At 48.7% G+C, this 20,565-nt stretch carries 12 protein-coding genes; 1 reads left to right on the forward strand and 11 read right to left on the reverse strand.

All coding sequences use genetic code 11. The features are described 5' to 3' along the window. The coding region (locus tag DXD65_RS19820) for a TraM recognition domain-containing protein (protein ID WP_117887884.1) at positions 1 to 1,148 on the forward strand (1,148 nt) is incomplete at its 5' end. Positions 1,149 to 1,189: 41 nt separating this feature from the next. Here DXD65_RS19820 and DXD65_RS19825 read toward each other — a convergent pair. The 11 genes from DXD65_RS19825 to DXD65_RS19875 all read right to left on the reverse strand — a co-directional run. Beyond that, positions 1,190 to 1,756 (reverse strand): hypothetical protein, encoded by a 567-nt coding sequence (locus DXD65_RS19825; protein ID WP_002560991.1) that lies wholly within the window; start codon positions 1,754 to 1,756, stop codon positions 1,190 to 1,192. 16 nt (positions 1,757 to 1,772) lie between these two features. Then, positions 1,773 to 2,936, reverse strand: coding sequence for a GNAT family N-acetyltransferase (locus DXD65_RS19830; protein ID WP_002560992.1), 1,164 nt, complete (start codon positions 2,934 to 2,936; stop codon positions 1,773 to 1,775). A 9-nt stretch (positions 2,937 to 2,945) separates the two neighbouring features. Next, entirely contained in the window at positions 2,946 to 4,397 is a 1,452-nt protein-coding gene (locus DXD65_RS19835; protein WP_002560993.1) for an ATP-binding protein, read from the reverse strand. A 140-nt stretch (positions 4,398 to 4,537) separates the two neighbouring features. Next, a complete protein-coding gene (locus DXD65_RS19840) occupies positions 4,538 to 5,140 on the reverse strand; it encodes an RteC domain-containing protein (RefSeq protein WP_002560994.1) in 603 nt (200 codons plus the stop codon). 237 nt (positions 5,141 to 5,377) lie between these two features. Then, positions 5,378 to 5,800, reverse strand: a complete 423-nt coding sequence (locus tag DXD65_RS19845) for a dihydrofolate reductase family protein (protein ID WP_002560995.1) — start codon at positions 5,798 to 5,800, stop codon at positions 5,378 to 5,380. Between the two features lie 279 nt (positions 5,801 to 6,079). Then, positions 6,080 to 7,402, reverse strand: a complete 1,323-nt coding sequence (locus DXD65_RS19850) for a sigma-54-dependent transcriptional regulator (RefSeq protein WP_002560996.1) — start codon at positions 7,400 to 7,402, stop codon at positions 6,080 to 6,082. Then, positions 7,395 to 9,713: an ATP-binding protein gene (locus DXD65_RS19855; RefSeq protein WP_002560997.1), complete on the reverse strand. Its 2,319-nt coding sequence runs from the start codon at positions 9,711 to 9,713 to the stop codon at positions 7,395 to 7,397. The genes DXD65_RS19850 and DXD65_RS19855 overlap by 8 nt, the downstream gene beginning before the upstream one ends. Continuing rightward, positions 9,713 to 11,638 carry a tetracycline resistance ribosomal protection protein Tet(Q) gene (gene tet(Q) / locus DXD65_RS19860; protein WP_002560998.1) on the reverse strand — a complete coding sequence of 642 codons (1,926 nt, stop codon included), beginning with the start codon at positions 11,636 to 11,638 and terminating at the stop codon, positions 9,713 to 9,715. The genes DXD65_RS19855 and tet(Q) overlap by 1 nt, the downstream gene beginning before the upstream one ends. Before the next feature lie 659 nt (positions 11,639 to 12,297). Beyond that, on the reverse strand, positions 12,298 to 18,138 hold the full coding sequence (locus DXD65_RS19865; protein ID WP_002560999.1) for an N-6 DNA methylase: 5,841 nt from the start codon (positions 18,136 to 18,138) through the stop codon (positions 12,298 to 12,300). Then, positions 18,128 to 18,580: a DUF1896 domain-containing protein gene (locus DXD65_RS19870; RefSeq protein ID WP_002561000.1), complete on the reverse strand. Its 453-nt coding sequence runs from the start codon at positions 18,578 to 18,580 to the stop codon at positions 18,128 to 18,130. The genes DXD65_RS19865 and DXD65_RS19870 overlap by 11 nt, the downstream gene beginning before the upstream one ends. Before the next feature lie 239 nt (positions 18,581 to 18,819). Next, positions 18,820 to 20,565: type IA DNA topoisomerase (locus DXD65_RS19875; protein WP_147327801.1), on the reverse strand; the 1,746-nt coding region annotated here is incomplete at its 5' end.

A 20,565-nucleotide genomic window follows, 5' to 3' on the forward strand; every position in this document is an offset into this window, starting at 1 on the left:
AACTCTCACGTACGGTTCTTAGGGGAGAAGGGGGCAGCAATGCCCTTGACTTACCCGATGTGCAAAAGCAGGGTGACTTCTTTGTGGAATCACCTATCATTTTGTTCGCCAGTATTATATGGTATCTTAAAATCTATCAGAACGGGAAATATTGCACGTTTCCCCATGCCATCGAATTTTTGAACCGCCGCTACGAGGATATTTTTCCGATACTGACTTCCTATCCCGAACTGGAGAACTACCTTTCCCCGTTCATGGATGCGTGGCTCGGAGGGGCTGCGGAGCAGCTCATGGGGCAGATAGCGTCGGCAAAAATTCCGCTTTCGAGGATGATTTCACCGCAGCTCTATTGGGTGATGTCGGACAGCGAGTTTACGCTGGACATCAACAATCCCGAAGAGCCGAAAATCCTATGCGTGGGCAACAATCCCGACCGTCAGAATATCTACGGGGCGGCTCTCGGATTGTATAACTCCCGCATCGTGAAGCTCATCAATAAGAAGGGGATGCTGAAGTCGTCGGTCATCATAGACGAGCTGCCGACGATATATTTCAAAGGGTTGGACAATCTTATAGCTACCGCCCGAAGCAACAAGGTTGCCGTGTGTCTGGGATTTCAGGATTTCAGCCAGCTGGTGCGCGACTACGGTGATAAGGAGGCGAAAGTGGTGATGAATACGGTCGGTAACATTTTCTCCGGGCAGGTGGTAGGTGAAACGGCAAAGACACTATCGGAACGATTCGGTAAGGTGTTGCAGAAACGGCAGTCTATCTCCATCAACCGGCAGGATGTTTCCACCTCCATTAACACGCAGATGGACGCGCTTATCCCGCCCAGCAAGATTTCCGGTTTGACGCAGGGAATGTTTGTCGGTTCGGTGTCCGACAACTTCAACGAGCGTATCGAACAGAAGATTTTCCACTGCGAGATTGTGGTGGATGCCGATAAGGTAAAACGGGAGGAAAGTGCCTACAAGAAAATCCCCGTTATTACCGATTTCACTGACGCAGACGGCAACGACCGCATGAAGGAAACGGTACAGGCAAATTACCGGCGCATCAAGGAGGAGGTGAAGCAGATTGTTCAGGAGGAATTGGAGCGCATCGCGGGCGATGACAACCTGAAGCATCTGTTGCAGCAGAAGTAACCTATTAAAATAAGGGAGGATAGCTAAAATCCTCCCTTATTTTAATATTCCTCCAAAAGTTTATTTTGACGTAAATCTTCAATGTAACATGCTAAGTTACTTGAAACTTTATTAAATACTTTATCAAGATATGGGATGATATTTTCCAAATTCAATTCCAACTCTAACGGGAAACTATGATATTGATGTAAAAACCTTGTGATGTCATTTCTTTCTGAAACAGATAAAAGCAAAAATGGATTACTGTTTTTATAATATACCATTGCTGAAAGATGAATAAAAGCGCATCCTAATTTATAAACAAAAAAAGGCCAGCCATAAAATTTATCAGCTAAATCCACCATTTGTTTATCGGTCACGACTTTCTTTGTATTGGGATAAGACCATTTTATTCCCTCCAAAGTTTGGTTTATAAAATGCTCTCTAAGGTTTAAGTCGCTAATTGACAACAAAAACATAACTCTTACCATAGAATCTAATTCTTGACGCAGAATAGATATTACCTGCCCATATAATTGTTGTTGCAACAAAATATTTATAGCGCAAGAATGTTCTCCTGACCTTTGAGTAACTATATCGCAAAATAAATTAATATTATTTGTTTTCATTGTTGAGTGATTTCGCTTATAAGATATAGGATTTACTATTGGTTGCCACATATATCTGATGCGGCATTTCTTTTTCGTTGTATATTATTGTATGGTTGTCGCACAAGGTCATTCCCAGCCTTTCAACCACACGGATGGATGCCACGTTTTCCGGTCGGATACTGCAACAGACAGTTTTCAGTTCCAGCTCTCCAAAGGCGTATTCCAAACACGCGCGGGCGGCTTCCGTACCGTAACCGTTATGCCAGTATGTGTTATCGAGTATATAGCCAAGCTCGACAGTCTCGTTCCCGTTTAGGGTACTATTCATCAGACCGGCTTGTCCTATCAATGCGCCGCTTTCTTTCAGTATGACGGCAAAATATCCGAACCCGTCCTTGCGGTATCGGATGAGTTGCCTGTTTATCCATTTGCGCACGTCCTTTTTGGTAAAGCCGTGTTCCCAAGCGTACATGACTTCCGGCTTTCCCATTATGGCAAGGAGTGCGTCCATATCCTTACGGGTTATCCTGCGGATAAGCAGCCGTTCCGTTTCCATGACGACCAGCGATGCGGAATAGGTCTTTATCTCAAATCCGTCCTCTTTCCATTCCTTCACAAGCCTGTTGATCGTTTCTTCCACCAGACTGTCATAAGCGGCATCGGGAATAACCTTTATAAAAAAGGTGTCACGGGTTTCTTTCATGACCCATTCGTTGATGTCTTTCAGTTCCTTGCCTTCGGGAATGTAATTCTTGTGTATCATGAACTCGTTGATGTTGTCCGCCAACAATTCTTCCAACTGATAACGGATGTCATCCTCCAGTTCGGCAAATGGTATGGTTTCCTCTTCATAGATGCCTTCTATTAAAACATCATCCTCTTCCATATCCTCGTCCGGTGTCTGATTGCCCCGTTTCATGTCCAACATATCCTGCGCGAACTGCCCGGATTCCTTGTCCTTGTACTTCTTGGCATATTTTTCCAGCAGTTCCCAGTCCTGACGGCTCATCGGGCATTTGAAAACGGCTCGTTCCACCTCGTTACAGCGCACCATGTCCGCCTTCACATCATCGGGAAGCGACCGGCATTCCTTGCAGATATGCCGCGAGTGTCCTTTGCCGCTGAATTGCTCGTTGGCTTTGTACTCGCTACAAATCCGACAGTAATGCCCCTGTTGTTTCTTCTTTTTCGCCACCATACCCCGTTATTATATCAACAGTTCTTTTCCTTTATCGGTAAGACGATATTTCTGCCGGGGATGTTTCGGATTTTCCGGGTAAATAGGCTCTACCAAATTCTGCCTTATGGCTGGATACAGATATAGTTCTAAAAAATTACTTTTGTCCTTTAATCCTATCACACACATAATCTCTTTGGTTGAAAGTGTCTGTGTGCCGATTGCAGACAACACCTTTTCCACCTGTGGGGTAACTGTGGGGTGACTGTGGGGTAACTGTCGGGTAATTGTCGGGTCGTGCCCCACAGTTTTTCGGGTATAGCGGAAAATAACCCATACACTATTTCCATCTGTATGAAACTCCGGATCGGGAATGCCGACACGCCGGCATTCGCTTATCATAAGCCCGATGCCTCGTCCCCAGCTTTCCAGAACCTCGCTTTTATACAGAACATTCGCAATAATCAGGTTTTGAGGTTCTGAATTATGCCCGCTCAATAACTTTTCCATTGTTATATCCGGCGGAAAAGTTCCACTGTTCTCAATCTCCACACGGTCATCATAGATGGCAATTCCTACCGAACTGCCGGGACGGTGGTATGAGCGGTGGCAAAGGGCATTTGTGCAGCATTCCCTCAATGCCTTGTAAGGAATCTCAAGCTCTTCCTCCCGATACAAGCCTTCAACTTTGCCCGAAAGGGAAAGATGCTTGAAAAAGAACGACATTGCAGTGTCCAGCAGTGTGTAGATATTGCCAGTGGTACGCTGATTGTCTATAAACTCGTCTTTTGTAGTTCCTTTGAAACGCGCCAACCGAAGCAGGCACTGGGGATAGAAGTAAAAATCACGACCGAACAAGACTGCGGAAGCATTATTCAGTTTTCCGTCATGTAACAGGTTGAATTTTTCGAGTATGGTCGGCAAATCCTCCCTTATGGTGGCTTCGGGTAGGCGACCGCACCGGATGCCTCCACGTACCGCTCCCATAATGGCATGTTCATCAAGGTCAGTAACTTTGATGTCGGGATTCGTCATCGCCTCCCAAGCGTATTTCCCACCTCGCTGCATAAGCAGTTGGTTATATACGTCTTGCGGCATGGAGGATGTCACGCTCTCCAATCGAAGATAAGCCCGTCCCTTATAGGAGAACGGACGCATATAACGTTGGCTGTCCGCAGACAAGGCTATCACACTCTTGTCTGTATTTTGGATACTGATATACGAAACTTCGAGTGTGGCAAATGGTTCAAAACGCCGGATGGCTTCCGCAATATCACGCTTCGTCTTGTCGCTCACTTCCTGCCCGATGATCTTTCCTTTGTCGGTCACACCGAACAACACCGTGCCACCTTCGCTGTTAAGGAAAGCGCAGAGCGTTTCCATGCCGCGCTCCAACTGCCCGGTGGTTTCCTTGAACTCCACCTGCCCGTTTTCCTTTTCGGCTATCAGTTGTTTTACTATATCGAGGTTGTCTATGTTCATATTCAATTCGTAACAATTGTACAAAGATAGCGTTTTTCGCTGAAATTCGGGGCAATAGCGCGCCGAAAACGCCCTTTTTCGTATAGATTTTACTCAAACGGGAGAACAGCATGATACCATTCTCCCGCTTATACCTGATTTTATCTTCTCATACGTTCCAGCTCTTCATCGCGCAGCATTCTCTCGTTCAGTTTCTCCTGCATCTTGTCGAGGAAATAGGTACGGCTTTCGTTTTTCCGACGTTTGATGTCGGTATAGAAGCGGTAGCAATCCTTCGACTCAATACCGAATATCTTGTAGAGAATCGGGGCGAGCTGTTTTAGCGGCATATTGCCGTTGTTGATACAGCCCATCTCGTCTATGCCGTAGATAAGTTCCACGAGGTCGATGGCGTTGCCCGTCCAAAGAAGGCTGGCGGTGGTTTCTGTTGCGTTGTTGGCGGATATTAGTGGTGGCACTTGGGGCGTGGCAAGGAATTTCTGCATCTTTCTTACGAAAGACAGAGCCTTGCTGACGTAGGCGGCAATCTCTCTTCTTTCTTCTGACAGATTACGCACCGGATGGTGCTGCAACTCGATTTCGATGTAGGCAAGCGCGATGACGGTAAGGTTCATGTCCATGCCGCCGTTGCACAGTTCTATTACTTGGGTGGCGAAAGCCGTGTATGCTTTTTCCATATTGCAGTCTCCGGCTTCGTTTATCCGGCGGAAGAACTCGGTTTCCGCCAATAAAAAATAATTCATGTCCTGTCAATTTTGAAATTTTACACTCTGTTTTCGGTATGCGCACATGAATATAATTGGCAAAAAACGCGGCAGAAAACAAAAAATCCAACGCTCAATTTTACAAAGTGTTGTATTTCAGTGGTATAAAATTCAATATTTTTTCACAGGGACAAATTATCTCCGACTTAAATTGTTTGTAATCAGACATTTATTCTATTCTTGAAAATAAAAATGTATGCTTGCCGCACATTTTGGCTATCTTGCTTTTTTATCAAGGATGTAGATAATGCGGCATACACCGTTGGGAAAACTTTTCAAAGAGGAAAGCGTCCAGTGTTGCTCTGGCAGAGCCGACTTAAAAAAATGTCGTCCGCTTCCGGATATGAAAGGAACGGTGTATAGTATGATTTCATCCACAGCGTGCATACGCAGTAGTCCGTTTATATAGTCTGCCGTGTCCGGTGTGGCTTCCGCGAGGTAACGGATGTTTGTGCCGTCTTTTCTCCATTCGTGCAGCATTGAAATGGAATAGTCTGGTGTCACGCGGTAAAGGGCGTTCTTCCTGATTTCATCAAGACCGCAACGGTCAAGGCACAAATCCTGATGTGCTTTATAATATAACTCTGAAGAAAGACATCCGTCCATCGTCAGTACGGCGAGAATCTGAACTTTACCCATAATCGTTACCTTTCATTAGGCAAGGGCAAAAAAGTAGCGTGCAATTCACACTACCTTCAAGCGATGGCTCTGGTAAAGCCTTTACGGAGAGTACGTGAATGCACGCTATGCGTAAGCATAGCATAAGCATCACGCAATCGTCTCCGTAGTTCCAATTTACCAGATTTTCGCTTGAAACGCCTTGCGGTCTTATCCTATATGTTGGCGGCGAAAAGCTCCTGCCAATCGCCGTTTTTCTCAAATGTTATGCAAAGATAGCCAAATTCAGTGAATTACAGGCTATGATTGCTTGAATTTATATTTAAGTCCATACTCTTCAAGTTTGCTGTATAGTGTTGTCCTGCCTATTCCGAGCAGTTCGGCGGCGACACTCCGGTTGCCGTTTGCCTGTTTCAACGCACGCAATATCCGCTCCTTATCCTCCGCGTCATTGCGCAGGGCGAAGTTGACAGTAGAGGTCGGTTTCGTCACGGCAAGTTCCAGATGCTCTTTCATGACAACACCTTCCTGCGCCTGCAATACAGCACCCATAACTTTCTGCCGAAGTTCCCGCACGTTGCCCGGCCATGCGTGTGTCAGCAACGCTTTACGTGCTTCGGAACTGAACCCGCTCACGCTACACTCCAGCTCTCTGTTTGCCATATCACGGAAGAACTCTGCCAGCGGCATGATGTCTTCCTGACAGTCACGCAACGGAGGAACGGTTATCCCGAAGTCGTGCAGGCGGTACAGAAGATCCTGCCGAAAACGCTTTTCACTCACTGCCGCTTCCAGATCCTCGTTGGTGGCGGCGATGATGCGGACATTGAAACTCCTGTCTGCCTTGTCTCCGACCGGGCGATACCGCCTCTCCTGTATGGCGCGGAGCAACATCTGTTGGGTTTCCAACGCGAGGTTTCCTACCTCGTCCAGAAACAGCGTGCCGCCTTCCGCCTCATGGAAATATCCTTTCTTGGCACAATCTGCTCCTGTAAACGCTCCCTTGACGTGTCCGAAGAAGGCCGAGGGCGCAAGCTCTTTGGTGAGTGAACCGCAGTCCACCGCCACGAATGGCTTGACTGCCCGCTTGCTCTTGTCGTGCAGGTGGTGGGCAATATGTTCCTTACCCGTGCCGTTCTCTCCGAATATCATCACGCTCATATCGGTAGCGGCTACCAGCCTTATACGGTGCATGATTTTCTGAAATGCGGAACCGTCACGGGCGAACACAGGCATACGGCGTTGTCCTGCCTGACGTTCTTTCAGTATGGAACGGATCAGGGGGACAAGTTTATCCTCCACAAGCTGTTTGGGAATATAGTCTATCGAGCCGAGTTTCATGCTTTCCACGGCGGTATTAACTTCGGCGTAGTCGGTCATAATGATGAAGGGCTGCATCTTTCCCTCCTTTCGCATCCAGCGCAAAAGGTCAATGCCGTTACCGTCAGGCAGGCGCAGGTCGGCAACCACGATGTCATTATCTGTCGCCTGTTGTAGATGTTTCTTCGCGGTTGAGAGGTGGTAAGCCTTCACGGTGCGGTAGCCCTCCCGCGCCAGCATGTTGCAGACAAACTCGCAGTACACGATATTGTCTTCTACCACAATTATTGTTGTCTTATCCATCTTCGTATTTTCTCCTTTCCTCTTCTGCCAACCGGATTATTTCCGCTCCCTTATCCAGCACGGCAGTCACGGCATGGCTTAACGCTTCACCATCCGGGAGTACATCGCCATGAAGCAATCTGTAAAGTACATTTAGCGGTTGGTCGGCACGTAGCACCTCCCACGAGCTGCGCAGGTGGTGTGTCAGGGAATCCAGCTTTTGCAGGTCTTTTTCTGTTGCCGCTTCCCGTATTGTCTGCATCTCTTTTTCAGTTTCCGTCATCAACTTTTCCAGCATAACGGCTTCATTGCCGTAAGACAGCAAAGCTGAAAAATCCGGTTTCCCGTCCGGTGTTTCTTTTATGGCACACCTGTCGGAAACCTCCATCAACTCCGATATGGAGAACGGCTTGAACAGGCATCCGGCAAAGCCTTTTGCCAATAGTTCCCCTTTGTTACAACTGCCCGAAGCGGTTGCCACAACCACCGGGATTGTTGGTGAATTGCCCACGTTGGACGAACGCAACAGTTCCAGTAATTCGAAACCGTTTATACCGGGCATATTCAAGTCTGTCAGCAACAGGCTGTATTCTTTCTGGCGTATCATTTCCATCAGTTCCGCAGCATCGGTGCAAGTGTCGCAGTGTATTCCTTCTTGGGAGTACATCTCTTTCAGCATCAGAAGTAATACCTCATCATTGTCAATGGCGACAACATCATGGAATTTATTGTTATGATAAACAGGTGTATTGCTTGTATATCCAAGCTGTTCTTCAGCTTCCTGCATAGAAATTTCAACTGTGAAACGACTGCCTTTCCCTTTCTTGCTGTCCAAACGGATTGTTCCGCCAAGCATCGACACAATATTACGCATTATGGCAAGCCCAAGCCCGAAACCCTCCTTTGCGGCGGCATTTGATAGACGTTCAAACGCACCGAACGCTTGTTTCTGTTCCTCTTCTGTCATGCCTGTACCTGTATCTTCAACGACCAGTGTCAGAACTCCATTATCATATTCAGTAATCAAAGAAACACCGCCTTCTTCTGTGAACTTGACTGCGTTTGACAGCAGGTTATTCCCGATTTGTATTATTCGCTCTTTGTCGGTCAATACAATGGCATCGTGTCCAGTCTTCACGGACAAGGACAACCCTTTGTTCACTGCAACAGGAATGAACTCCGTTTCAAGTGTGTGCGTGATTGCAGAAATCCGGCAGGGTGACAGACGGGGCTGTTCCTTGCCGTTGTCCAGGCGGAAGAAGTCAAGCAAAGTGTTGAGCATATCCCGCATACGGTCGGAGGATTGCAGTATATTTCGGATATATTGCCCATTATTACCGCTATTGCATTCTTTCCGCAAAAGTTCGGTATAGCCAGTTATTGCCGTCAGTGGTGTACGCAACTCATGGGTAATAGTATGTACCGCTTTCTTTCGGGAGGTTATGAGTACCTCATTTTGTTGCACGGACTGTTCCAATTGCTCGATCAAATCCGTTGTCTTGCGTTTGTATCGTTTAATGTTCTTTGCATCACGGTGTATGATGATATAGGAAATGACCAACAGCAAAAGAACAAATCCCATCAAGCCGCCTATCTGCATAAATGATTTTTTACGCATCGCTGTTATCTCGCTTTCTCTATTTTGTAAATCAGATTGTACCTTCTTTTCGATTTGGCAAATCAATCCTTGCAGTTGTCTGTTAAGTTCTGCATTACGGGCAGCAAGACTATCGGCTTGTTCTGACAATCGACGGCTCTGCGCTTTCTGTTCGTTGACCATGTTTCTATTGGATGAACGGAGCGTAGTCGTTGTTGTCGTTGGCTTCGTTCCCTCTTTTTTGCCAAAGATGCCCAAGAAACCTTTTCGTTTTGGCTTTTTGGACTGTTCCTGCACACTTTTCTGCACAATAACCGGAATTTGATTGGCTATCTTCTTGTTAATAGATTGTTGTTCATCCATTAACCGGACTATCTGGAACATCTGTCGTTCCTTATCCTCTAAAAGACTGCGCACACTATCGATGCGCTCTGCTGGATAGGTGGCCTTGAAACGGCAGAGCATACTGTCCATTGCCATACGCCGTGCATGGTAATGCTCGATATCTTTATCGTTCCATTCCAGTATTGTTTCACCCAATAGAGAAAATTTTATCATTTGAATATTGATATTGTTTATTTCTTTTCGGAGCTCGTCTATTTTTTTATTGCCAAGTTCTAATGCTTCTATCTCCTGCCATTCATAGAGGCTATTATATGCCATACATCCGATAAGAATGGAGATAAGTATATATCCCAACTGTATTGCCTTATAGAAATTTCCTGACCGCTCCATTATTTTGATGACATTGATTTTTGGAACATGAATAAAAGTTTATCTTTTTCGTTCATGCGGATATTATCAGAATAATCGCCTTTTGTTATTTGATACCCGCATGGCTTGACCATAAAAACGCCTAAGCCCTTAGTGTATGAACTTACTTCTGAGGCGTAGTCTTTACTTGTATTTAATGGAACTTTCCCTTTAATATGACACCACTCATTATTGCAACTGATGTCTTCAATCTCAGACATCATTTTTTGCAAATCTGTAATAGCTTTGGAACTTGCCGCTTGGGGTATCTGCAACTCAAAATAGAGCATCGGTTCGAGAATGTCCACACCTGACTGTTGCAAGGCCAGCCTGAAGACATAAGGGGTCAGCTGTCTGAAATCAGCAGGTGTACTTACCGGGCTATAATACTCGGCTTGAGTAAAAGTTACTTTCAGATCAGTCACTTCCCATCCATGTAAACCAGATTGGCAAGACATACGAATCCCTTCAAAAACGGCATTTTGAAAAGAATGGTTCAGATAACCATAGGAGATGTCACTTTCGATTTGCAACCCTGTCCCTAACGGCAAGGGTTCAAGCGTCAGCCCTATTGTGGCCCAGTAAGGGTTGGGTGGCACTTCGATCTGAATAATCTTATTGACCTTTTTTACAGGTCGTTCTTTGTAGATAGTCTTGATCTCATCAAAATGGACCTTTACGGAAAATCGTTCTTCCAGCAATGTCTGTATGATTTCCTTTTGTGTCAAACCATATAACGAGATTTCCAATTCATCACTATATGAGTTTATGGAAAAGGACAAAGACGGGTCTTCAATCCACAATGTATTCAGAGCGGATATCACCTTGCTTCTCTCTTCGGACCTGTCTGGCCGGACGGAGGATTTGAGAGCGGGATGCTGATGAGATAACCCTTGAATCAAACAAGGTTTAGTACCTAAATAATCTCCGATTCGAAAATCTTCCATATCTTCTACAATCGCGATATCATTGGCCCCCACTTCATCAACATTTATCTCTCTGCCCTGATAAATAGTCTTTAGATTTTTAATCTTGATGAATTTTTCCGAATCGTTGATTCTTACAATGTCTCGAAGTCTCAGACTTCCGTCAATTATTTTTAGAAAACTTCTTTTATGTCCTTTGGGGTCATGCTCTATCTTATAGAGATAAGCTGAAAGTCTGTTTGAGACTGATTCTGGAGGAAGTATAAAAGAAGAGATGGCGTCCAACAACTCATTGATACCGATATTGAACATTGCTGATCCATGTAGTACCGGATAGACTTTGGCTTTTGCCACAAGATCGATTATCGTATTCCAATAATCAGCCGGTGAAATTTCGCTATCCGCCAAATATCGTTCTAATATATTGTCGTCATGGTTGCATACAAATTCTTTGTATTCTTCCTTTATATATGTTTGGGAGCAAATCGGATAAACCAATCCATCGACAACAGTTTGCATAAACAGGACATCTTGAGACAGATTTGTTTTTATATCCAGATACAAACGCTCTAAATTCACACCGTCACGGTCAATTTTATTGATAAATATAATTGTCGGGATTTGCAGTTTTTGTAAAGTATTGAACAGCAACTTTGTTTGCGCTTGTATGCCTTCCTTTGCGGATAAGATGAGGACTGCTCCATCAAGCATTTTGAATGTCCGCTCCACTTCCGCAATAAAATCCATGTGTCCCGGAGTGTCAATGATATTGCATTTCACTCCATTCCAGATAATAGATGTCGTAGAAGCCCGAACAGTAATTCCTCTACGTTTCTCTATATCCATAGAGTCTGTTATGGTGTCACCATTATCCACACGGCCGCACTTTTCCGTTGCTCCACTGGCAAACAGCAGATTCTCGGTTACGGAAGTTTTTCCTGCATCAATGTGAGCAAGAATTCCTAAATTTATAATATTCATTTGGATTAAGCAATAATATACTACAATAGATGCATTGTCGAAACGCACCTTTTAATACCTCCTCGTAGCATGTGAGAACTACAGGATTACTAACTCGTATTAATATGTATATTATTACTGCCGCATAACGATTACAAAATTACACAAAAAAATATATCTAACAAAAGTGGGAGGATTTTTTAACTTTTTACCATAGACATTTTATTAGGGAAGCGTAGGTTCAACTGGTAAGTACAAATAAGTAGAAATGTTTGAACAACAACGTTTTAGGAAGTTGAAAAAAATCAAGTTTCTCTCTCGGTATAACGTTTATTTTGGCCAATATCTTCTTTAGTTTGGCATTTGAGTATTTCCCATTCGTGTTCTATTTAGCTCCTTATTATGAGTATGTAGCAAGTTGCTTATCAAATTCAGCCTCTTTGAGGGTCAAATATGGTTTTGCAAATGGTGACTGACAAGACATAAACAAGGTCAGCAGGATTTTTTACATAAATGGACATGAATGTATATAACCTAAAATAAGAATAAATTTTAATAAGGGCTGCCCAAAAAGAAAAAAAATGCAGTTGCCATCCTACAGATACTTGCAGAAAGGATAAAATTTACTTTTAGACCTTTTGGGATAGCCCTTATTAATACTTCAGATAAAATTCCTAAGGTTATATTTTCAATCCTTTGGACCGGGTTTCCTCCTTGGCATACAGCCCCGGATGCCCAGTTATGGTGTGATTGGCGATAATACTTTCCGATGGATTGCGTATTTGCGGTGATGTATCTTCGGGATATTGCCTGATACCGTTTCGCACACCTTTCGCTTCCGGTTTGACCTGTTGCCCTTCATGCTCCTTTTCGGTGATTTCGGGTGTAGGCGGCGCAAGTTCCAGCTGTATCTTGCGGTCAAGGGCGGCAAGTTCGGACTTCAACTGTTTCAGTTCTTCCTCCTTCTTCCACACCTTGCCTGCTATCTCCTGCAACTGCGGTATCTCACGTTCCAAGACCTCATTCTTCGCTTTATACTGGTCGATGATGGAGGGGATTCTCTCAATCGCGTTGAGGAAGTTGCGGGCGGCGGCCAACGGGTCAGCCAGCGCCAGATGCCCGTTGTTGTAGGTGTACTTGTAGTTCCCCTCGACCACGAAGCGGTTGTCGGTAAACTCCAATCCCTCTTTGAGTATCCTTTCGCTGACCACCTTTATCGGGAAACCGTAAAACTCTCCAACCTGCGTGTACAACCCTCCGGTCGTGGCATTCTTGGCTATCTCCTGCAAACGCTTTCCGATGACTTTCTCATCGGCGGAATCCACTCCGTCCACCTTTATTATATTAAGGTGATTGCCCTCCTTGTCGGTCTGCACCACAGAGAGGAAGCGGTTCCAGTCCTCCGTCATGGCATCTATGAAAGCTGTGTTGTTGCCCAGCTCGCGGGTCTTCGATTCCAGCTTGAACTCCGAATCACGCTTGCCCTTGTTGAACGACTTGCGTTCCCCTTCGAGCGAGGCGATACGTTTTTCCAGTTTCGCCTTGTCCAGCAGGTCGGTGTTGCCGGATAGCAACGCCATATATTCCGAGAAGTTCATGCCCGATTTCTCGTCCATTGCCCCCTCGTCGATGGTACGCGCTTCCATAGCACCGCTTTTAAGCTGGCTGATGAAAGTCTGCTTGCAGTGCAGGAGGTTGAACTTGTAACTGTCCAGTGATTTTTCCACCGCGTAGATTATTACGTCCACGTTGTTCCCGGCGAAATGCTTGGCTATCTCGTTGCCTGCTCTAACTCCCCGTCCGTCACGCTGTTGCAGGTCGGACGGTCGCCACGGCGTATCAAGATGATGAATTGCCACACACCGTTTCTGTGCGTTCACACCCGTTCCGAGCATGGAGGTGGAGCCGAACAGCACACGCACCGTCCCGGCGTTCATGGCATCTATCACCGCCTTCCGAGCCTTGTCGGTCTTGCACTCCTGAATGAAGCGCACCTCGCTTGGCGGTATGCCGTAGTCCTCCGTCAGTTTGCGCTTGATTTCCGAATAGACGTTCCACCCATCGCCCGGCTGGTAAGTCCCCAAGTCAGAGAAAACGAACTGCGTGCCTTTCTGCGCGTCGTATTTTTGATAATACTCCGCGATTATTTTGGCACAGTGGCTCGCCTTGTTGTCGGGGTGGTCTTCGTAATGCGGGTCTATCATGCGCATGTCGAGTGCCATCTTCCGGGCATAGTCCGTGGCGATAAGCATCTTCGCCTTTTCCTCCGTTTCCGAAAGCGGCAGTCTGCCCAACAGGGTGGCGTCGCCCGTCTTGGCGAATTGCATCAGCTTCTGTATGAAGTCCTCCTGCTCCGGCGTGGGCGGTATGTGGTGCAGTATCTCGTTTTTGTTGGGACGGTCCACGCCCACATCCTCCGCCGTGCGGTAGTCCGTGATTTCATTATAGAAGGCGGCAAGCTCCGGCACTTTGATGAAGTAGCGGAAACGCTCCTTCTGCACCACGTTGTTCGTCACGTTGAACTCAAAATCCGTTGTCTTCTTGGCAAATATCGCCGACCACGCATCAAAACATCGAATGTCCTGCCGTTCCAGCTCCTTCGGGCGCAGGTACTTGAACAGCAGGTACAGCTCAGTCAGCGAGTTGCTGATAGTCGTGCCGGAGAGGAAGGTCGCCCCCAAGTCCTTGCCCGTGCGCTCCTGTATGGTGCGGATAGCAAAGAGCATGTTCAGTGCCTTCTGGCTTCCCTCGCTGTTCCCCAATCCCGCCACACGGTCGTGGCGCGTGTTGAAAGTCAGATTCTTGAACTGGTGCGATTCATCAATGAAAATGTGGTCGATGCCCATCTGCTTGAAGTCCACCACGTCGTCCGTGCGTGACTTTATGGCGTGTTCCACCTTCTCCAATTTCGCTTCAAGGTTATGCTTGCGCTTCTCCAGACCTTTCAGCATCGCCCGCGATACGTTCTTTCCCTGCTGGCGCAGCACTTCGAGGTTTTCCTCCACCGTGTCAAGCTCCGCTTGCAGGATGCGCTGCTGCAACTCCGGCGACTGCGGTATCTTGCCGAACTGGTCGTGCGACATAATGACACAATCGTAGTCGTTGTTCTTGATGTTGTTGAAGAAACGCACGCGGTTGGCGGTCGAAAAGTCTTTCTCCGAAGCGTACAGAATCCTCGCGTTGGGATATGCCGCTTGATAGGTGGCGGCAATCTCCGCAACATTGGCTTTCAGCCCGATAATCATCGGCTTGTGCGCCAAGTTCAGACGCTTCATTTCATGCGCGGCGATGCACATTATCAGCGTCTTGCCGGTTCCAACCTCGTGGTCACAAATTCCGCCGCCGTTCTGTTTCAGCATCCAGACGCAATCCATCTGCGAGGGATAGACGCTCCTGATGCCCCGGCTTGCCAGCCCTTTCAGATTGAGGTCGGGAAAAGTCTGATGCGAGCCGTCATACTTCGGGCGCACGAAACAGTTGAACTTGCGGTTATACATCGTCGTCAGCCGCTCCTTGAACTGTGGCGACTGCTCTTCGAGCCATTCGGAGAAGCCGTTTCGTATCTCGTCAATCTTGGCGTTGGCGAGCTGTATTCCCTCGCTGTCGCGCACCTTGATGTCGTTGCCATGCTCGTCCCTGCCGATGGACTTCATCATGTCGGGACAGGTGTTGTGCAGGGCGTGTTTCAGAAGGTGCATGCCGTCATAGTTACGGTAATACCCCTTCACCAGAAACTCGTCCGTGATTTTCATGGTGCGGTAGCCGCACGCCACCGAAAACTCGTCCATGCTTGCAGAGTAGGCGATTTTCACCTCCGTGTCGAACAGCCGGCTCATGTAGGCGGCATAGACACCCGTCGGAATCCAGCGTTCCCCGAAATTGAAATCAAGGTCTTCAAAAGCGATGCGCGGCGGTTCGGCATCTTTCAGAGCCTCCAACGCCTGCTTCACCTCCGGCATACGTTCACTTTCGGGGTTTTCGCCCATCCAAGCCTCTATGCGTTCCGCTTTCTCTATCACGTTTCCGGCAATAAAGCGGTCCTTAATCTCGTAACCGGTTACGAGCGGATTGTAATAGATGCGCCCTTGCAGGGCTGTGAGCAAATCCTCCGCCGTACTGTCGGTTATCTCCCGCATATAGTCGAGATCGACAGTGCCGAACTTGTTGAGCGACGCGGACAGTGCTTCTTCGGGTGAGCCGACGTTGGCATGGCTCTCCACGGAGAAGGAAACGGGACGCTCGAAGATGTCCGCCTTGACAAACTTCCCGTTCTCCGCCCGTTCCAGCGAAAGGATGTCACGCCCGCCCGCGTCCATCATCACTAACTTCACGTTCTGCTTGGCGTTGAGGTTGCCGTAGCGCATGACAAACTCATCGTAACAGGTGTTTAGATGCTCTCGCCACGGGACATTTGCTTCATGCAGGTTCGATTCATAGCGGTACAGCCGCTCGTAGGCGTCACGGAGTAAAACATACTGTAACGCCTTCTCCTTCTGGTAGCCTTTCAGGTCGAGCGGCTGGAATGTCGCCCCGTATGGCGTGATGTCCTTCAGGTAGCCGATGTTATGACGCCCCCTGTCAGCCACCAGCGACCCTTCGCGCAGGTGCATCTCCGGCGTGCGGTGGTAGGCACGCGGCGAAAGGTCCACGACTTCTTCCTTCGGCTTCTCCGCTTCGATGTCGGGGAAAAGGGAGGTCGCCACCGCTTCCGGTGGGGTATCTGTAACGGCAGGTGCGGTGACTGCTTCCGGCTGTGTTTCCTCCTGCCGTGGTTGCTCACGGGGAGTGTCCGGCACGGCTTTCACTTCCATCTTTTCCGCCGCCGCTTGTTTCTCGTTATGCTGCCTTGCCAGTTCCCGAAGTTCCTTCCTGCGTTCCGGCGTCAAATCCATCATCATCTCGTAGAAGCCGTTGATGGGAGGATTGGTATCCCAGTCCAACGTGGCATAGATGTCGTCCGGGTCGGCAGGCTTGGCGGTGTTCTCCGTTTTAGCCTCCTTGTTCTCTGTTACAGTCTTAGGGGTGGTAGCCGTCGGCACAGCCGTAACATTTTGTGTGACATGCACCTGTGGCTTGGGTAGAACGCGCCTTGCCGAGCTTTCCTTTTTCGCCTCCTTTTTCTTTTTGGCGGTTTTCGGTTGTTGGCTGACTTCTTCCGTCATCCCCCAGAGATCGAGCAAGGATAGCTGCACACCGTCAGAATATTTCGGACGTGGCTCTATCTCCGGCTTTTCCTCTGTGGGTTGCGGTTTCTCCGTCGGAGTTTCCACCGCCTGCATCGAAGATGTTGTTTCCATCTTTATGGCAGTACGCTCCACCTCCTTTTGAACGGTAACTTTTTCTTCCGTTCCCGACTGCCGGATTGAACCCGAATACAGACGCATGGCGAGCCTGTAATGGAAATCCTCGTCGAGCATACGGTGCAAATCCCCGGCGATGCCTGCTGCCTTGCCCTCGTGCAGATAGACCATAGCGGGCTTCCCGTATGGGTCGGTGTCAAGTTTCGCCGTCGTATGCACGATGCGTTCCGGGTGGTGGATGAAATAGGCGTTGTCGGTCAGGTCGGTTTTCGTGTCCGTCTGTATTACGGTCATCAGCCGCTCGTCCTGCGACATTTCCTTCTTGCTGAGGTTCTTTTGCAGGACAATCAGGTCACTGCCCACTTCTGTCCCCGCGTTGTCCGTGAACAGGTTGTTGGGCAGGCGTATCGCGGATACCAGATCAGCCTTACTGAACAGCTCGTTACGCACGGAGGTCTTGGTGCTGTTCAATACCCCTTGCGAGGTGATGAACGCCACGATACCGCCGTCACGCACGGCATCCAGTCCTTTGAGAAAGAAATAGTTGTGGATGGCTTTCTGGGCGGAGCGTCTGCCGAATGAGTCGCTCCGCTGAAACTCAGGGTCGAACACGGCTATGTCTCCGAACGGAATGTTGGACACCGCCAAGTCGAAATAATTGTTGAACGGTCTTTCGATTTTCTCAAAACCGCAGGTGCGCGTTTTCTTGCCGGGATAGAGATGCCTCAGGATTGTACCCGTGAGCAGATCCTTCTCGAAAGCCATCACATCCGCATTGGGGTTGTGCCGCAGCATGGAATCCACGAACACGCCAACCCCCGCCGACGGTTCGAGCATACGGGCGGGGCGGACGCTGTAATCTGCCAGCACGTCCGCGATGGTGTCGGTTATCTCTTTGGGGGTGTAGAAAGCGGTCAGCACGGACGCTTTCAGCGAATCCACAAACCGCTTGTACTCTGTTTCGTCCTTGCTGTTCTCACGGATAAGCCTGTGCAACTCCACTGTCGGGGCGAACAGTTCGAGGTCGGATTTCGCCCACCGGACGGCATCCGTCAGTTCCTTTGCAGGGTTGAGGATACATTTCAGACCGCCGAAACCGCAGTACCTTTGAAGTATGGCACGCTCTTCGGTTGTCGCTGTCCTGTTTTCCCTGTCAAGGATGAATGCCGTCCGTATCGCCTCGATGTTGTCCCGCAGTTTCTGTTTGCGGTTAAACGCCATATTCCCCGATGTAAAGGACGGTTGCCCCCGTCAGCTCCGTGTAGAGCAGGTCGTAATCGGAAGACAGGGCGAAGTTGTCGTCCGAAAGGTCATAGACGGAGAACACGTTGCCGACAAGCGGCATGAGTTTCAGAATAAAGGCTTCTTGTTTCTCTTCCGGCACTTCGTCGAAAAACTCGCTCTCCACGACTTCACGGAGAATGGCGTACCGGGAATAGCGCAGCCCGCGCAGCAGCGTGTCCATCGCCTGCTCTTGCGCGCCATCGGCGGGATAGCCTTCGAGCCGCGCCTTTTCATACGTTTCGGCGGCACGGTCGGCCCGTTCCCGTATGAAAGCGGTGTCAGTCGCCTGTTCAAACTTGTTCGTGCGGAGGTAGTCCAGCAGGTACAGACCGTAATAGGAAAAGTCGGTCTGACCCTCGTTTTTCTTCTTGTTGTTCATTACTTTGGAGTTTAGTGGATTGATATTTAACGGGATAATTGATTGGAAAAAGGAAGAAAAAGGCACTCGGTATCCCTCCGAGTGCCACCACTAAATCCAAAGTATGAGTGTAATCCGGTATCGAAGAACAATTCATTACTCTGAACAAGTGGCAAAGTTAGTGCAAATCGAAGACAATACGAAAAAAACTTGTTTGTTTCTATTGTTGAGATGCAGCCTAACTTATCAAAAGTTAGTGATTATTTCCTTTTTTTCGGATAGGAAGACTTGCATTTCTTTTCCGGGAACACGAACGTCGTGTTATATTCCCCGTCAAAGGCGACTATGGCATCGAAGTTCTTGCCCTGCTTGCTCTTGAAGCCTTTGAGCGGCTTGGTGTGCCCGTCGGTGAGCAGGTCTTTGATTTCGTCGTCGGACAGGGTGCGTCCCGCTTTCTGCCGGAACACGGGCAGTCCGCACTCCGTGTTGTCGCAACGTACCACCTTGCCGTAGAACCGCATCCTGCCCGTGCCGCACTTGGGACACGCGCAGCCGGAATCACGGCTGCCGAAGAGCTTGTCGCACGAGAGCAGTTCGGAGGTGATTTCCCGTGTGTACGCCTCTATCTCCTTGCGGAAAGTGTCGGCGGGCAGTTCCCCGCGCTCGATACGTGCCAGTTCCTTTTCCCATTCGCCCGTCATGGCTACATCGGCGATGCGCATCGTCTTCACCACGGAATTGAGGGCGAGTCCCTTTTCGGTGGGAACAAGCGACTTCTTGCAGCGTTCCATGTAACCGCGCTTGAAAAGCGTTTCGATGATGGACGCTCGTGTGGCGGGAGTGCCGATGCCGCAGTCCTTCATCGCCTGCCGCAGCGCGTCGTCCTCAATTTCCTTGCCCGCTGTTTCCATTGCCGAGAGCAGGGTGGCTTCGGTATGCAGCGGCTTGGGTTTGGTCTTTCCTTCGGTGATGGAGGTGGCTTTCAGCGTGAGCGTGTCGCCATCCTGCCAGCCGGGGATGGTAGTTTCCTCCTTTTCCTCGCCATAGACGGCACGCCATCCGGCTTGCTTCACGACACTGCCTTTCACGGTGAACTCCACTCCGGCACATTCTGCCGTGACAGCAGTCACGTCCTTGACGCATTTTTCGGAGAATGCCTCTATCATTCGTCCGGCAATCATCTGATAAATGGTGCTGTCCTCTTTGGAGAGGAAGAGCGGTTTCTCTCCCGTGACGAGCAGGGCATGGTGGTCTGTTACCTTGCCGTCATCCACGCTACGGCGTGTCGGGATGGCTTTTGCCCGCACCTTGTCTTTCCATTCGGGCTGCGTGCCGATAAAGGCGAGTAGCTTGGGGATTTCAGCGAACACGTCTTCGGGGATGTAGCGGCTTCCCGTTCTCGGATAGGTTATCAACTTCTTCTCGTAGAGCTTCTGCGCGATTTCAAGCGTCTGTTCCGCCGTGAAGCCGTGCTTGGCGTTGGCTTCTTTTTGGAGCGTGGTCAGGTCGTACAGCAAGGGAGTTTCCTCCGTCTTCTCCTTACGCTCTGCTTTCGTTACCGTTGCGCTGCCTGCCGCCTTTACCTTATTATATAGCTCCGTTGCCGGTTCTTTCGACTTCCATTTCTCGGAGGATGAGAGTTTCACGACCTCGCCGTCGCAACCGTCTGTTGCGATATGGAGCTGCCAGAATGCTTCGGACGTAAAACGGCGGTTCTCCCAATAGCGTTCACACACCATCGCCAGCGTGGGTGTCTGCACACGCCCCACCGAATACGTGCCATGTCCGGCGGCTATGGATAACGCCTGAGTGCCGTTGATGCCCACGAGCCAGTCGGATTCGCTCCGCGCTTTGGCGGCGAGGTATAGGTTGTCGTACCTGCTGCCGTCTTCGAGGTTGCGCAGTCCCTCACGGATAGCCTTGTCGGTGAGCGAGCTGATCCACAGACGCACGAAAGGAGTGGTGCAACCCGTATAGTGGTAGAGGTAGCGGAAGATAAGCTCTCC

This window comes from Bacteroides sp. 4_1_36 (genome assembly GCF_003466325.1).
In the GTDB taxonomy this organism is placed as follows: domain Bacteria; phylum Bacteroidota; class Bacteroidia; order Bacteroidales; family Bacteroidaceae; genus Bacteroides; species Bacteroides uniformis.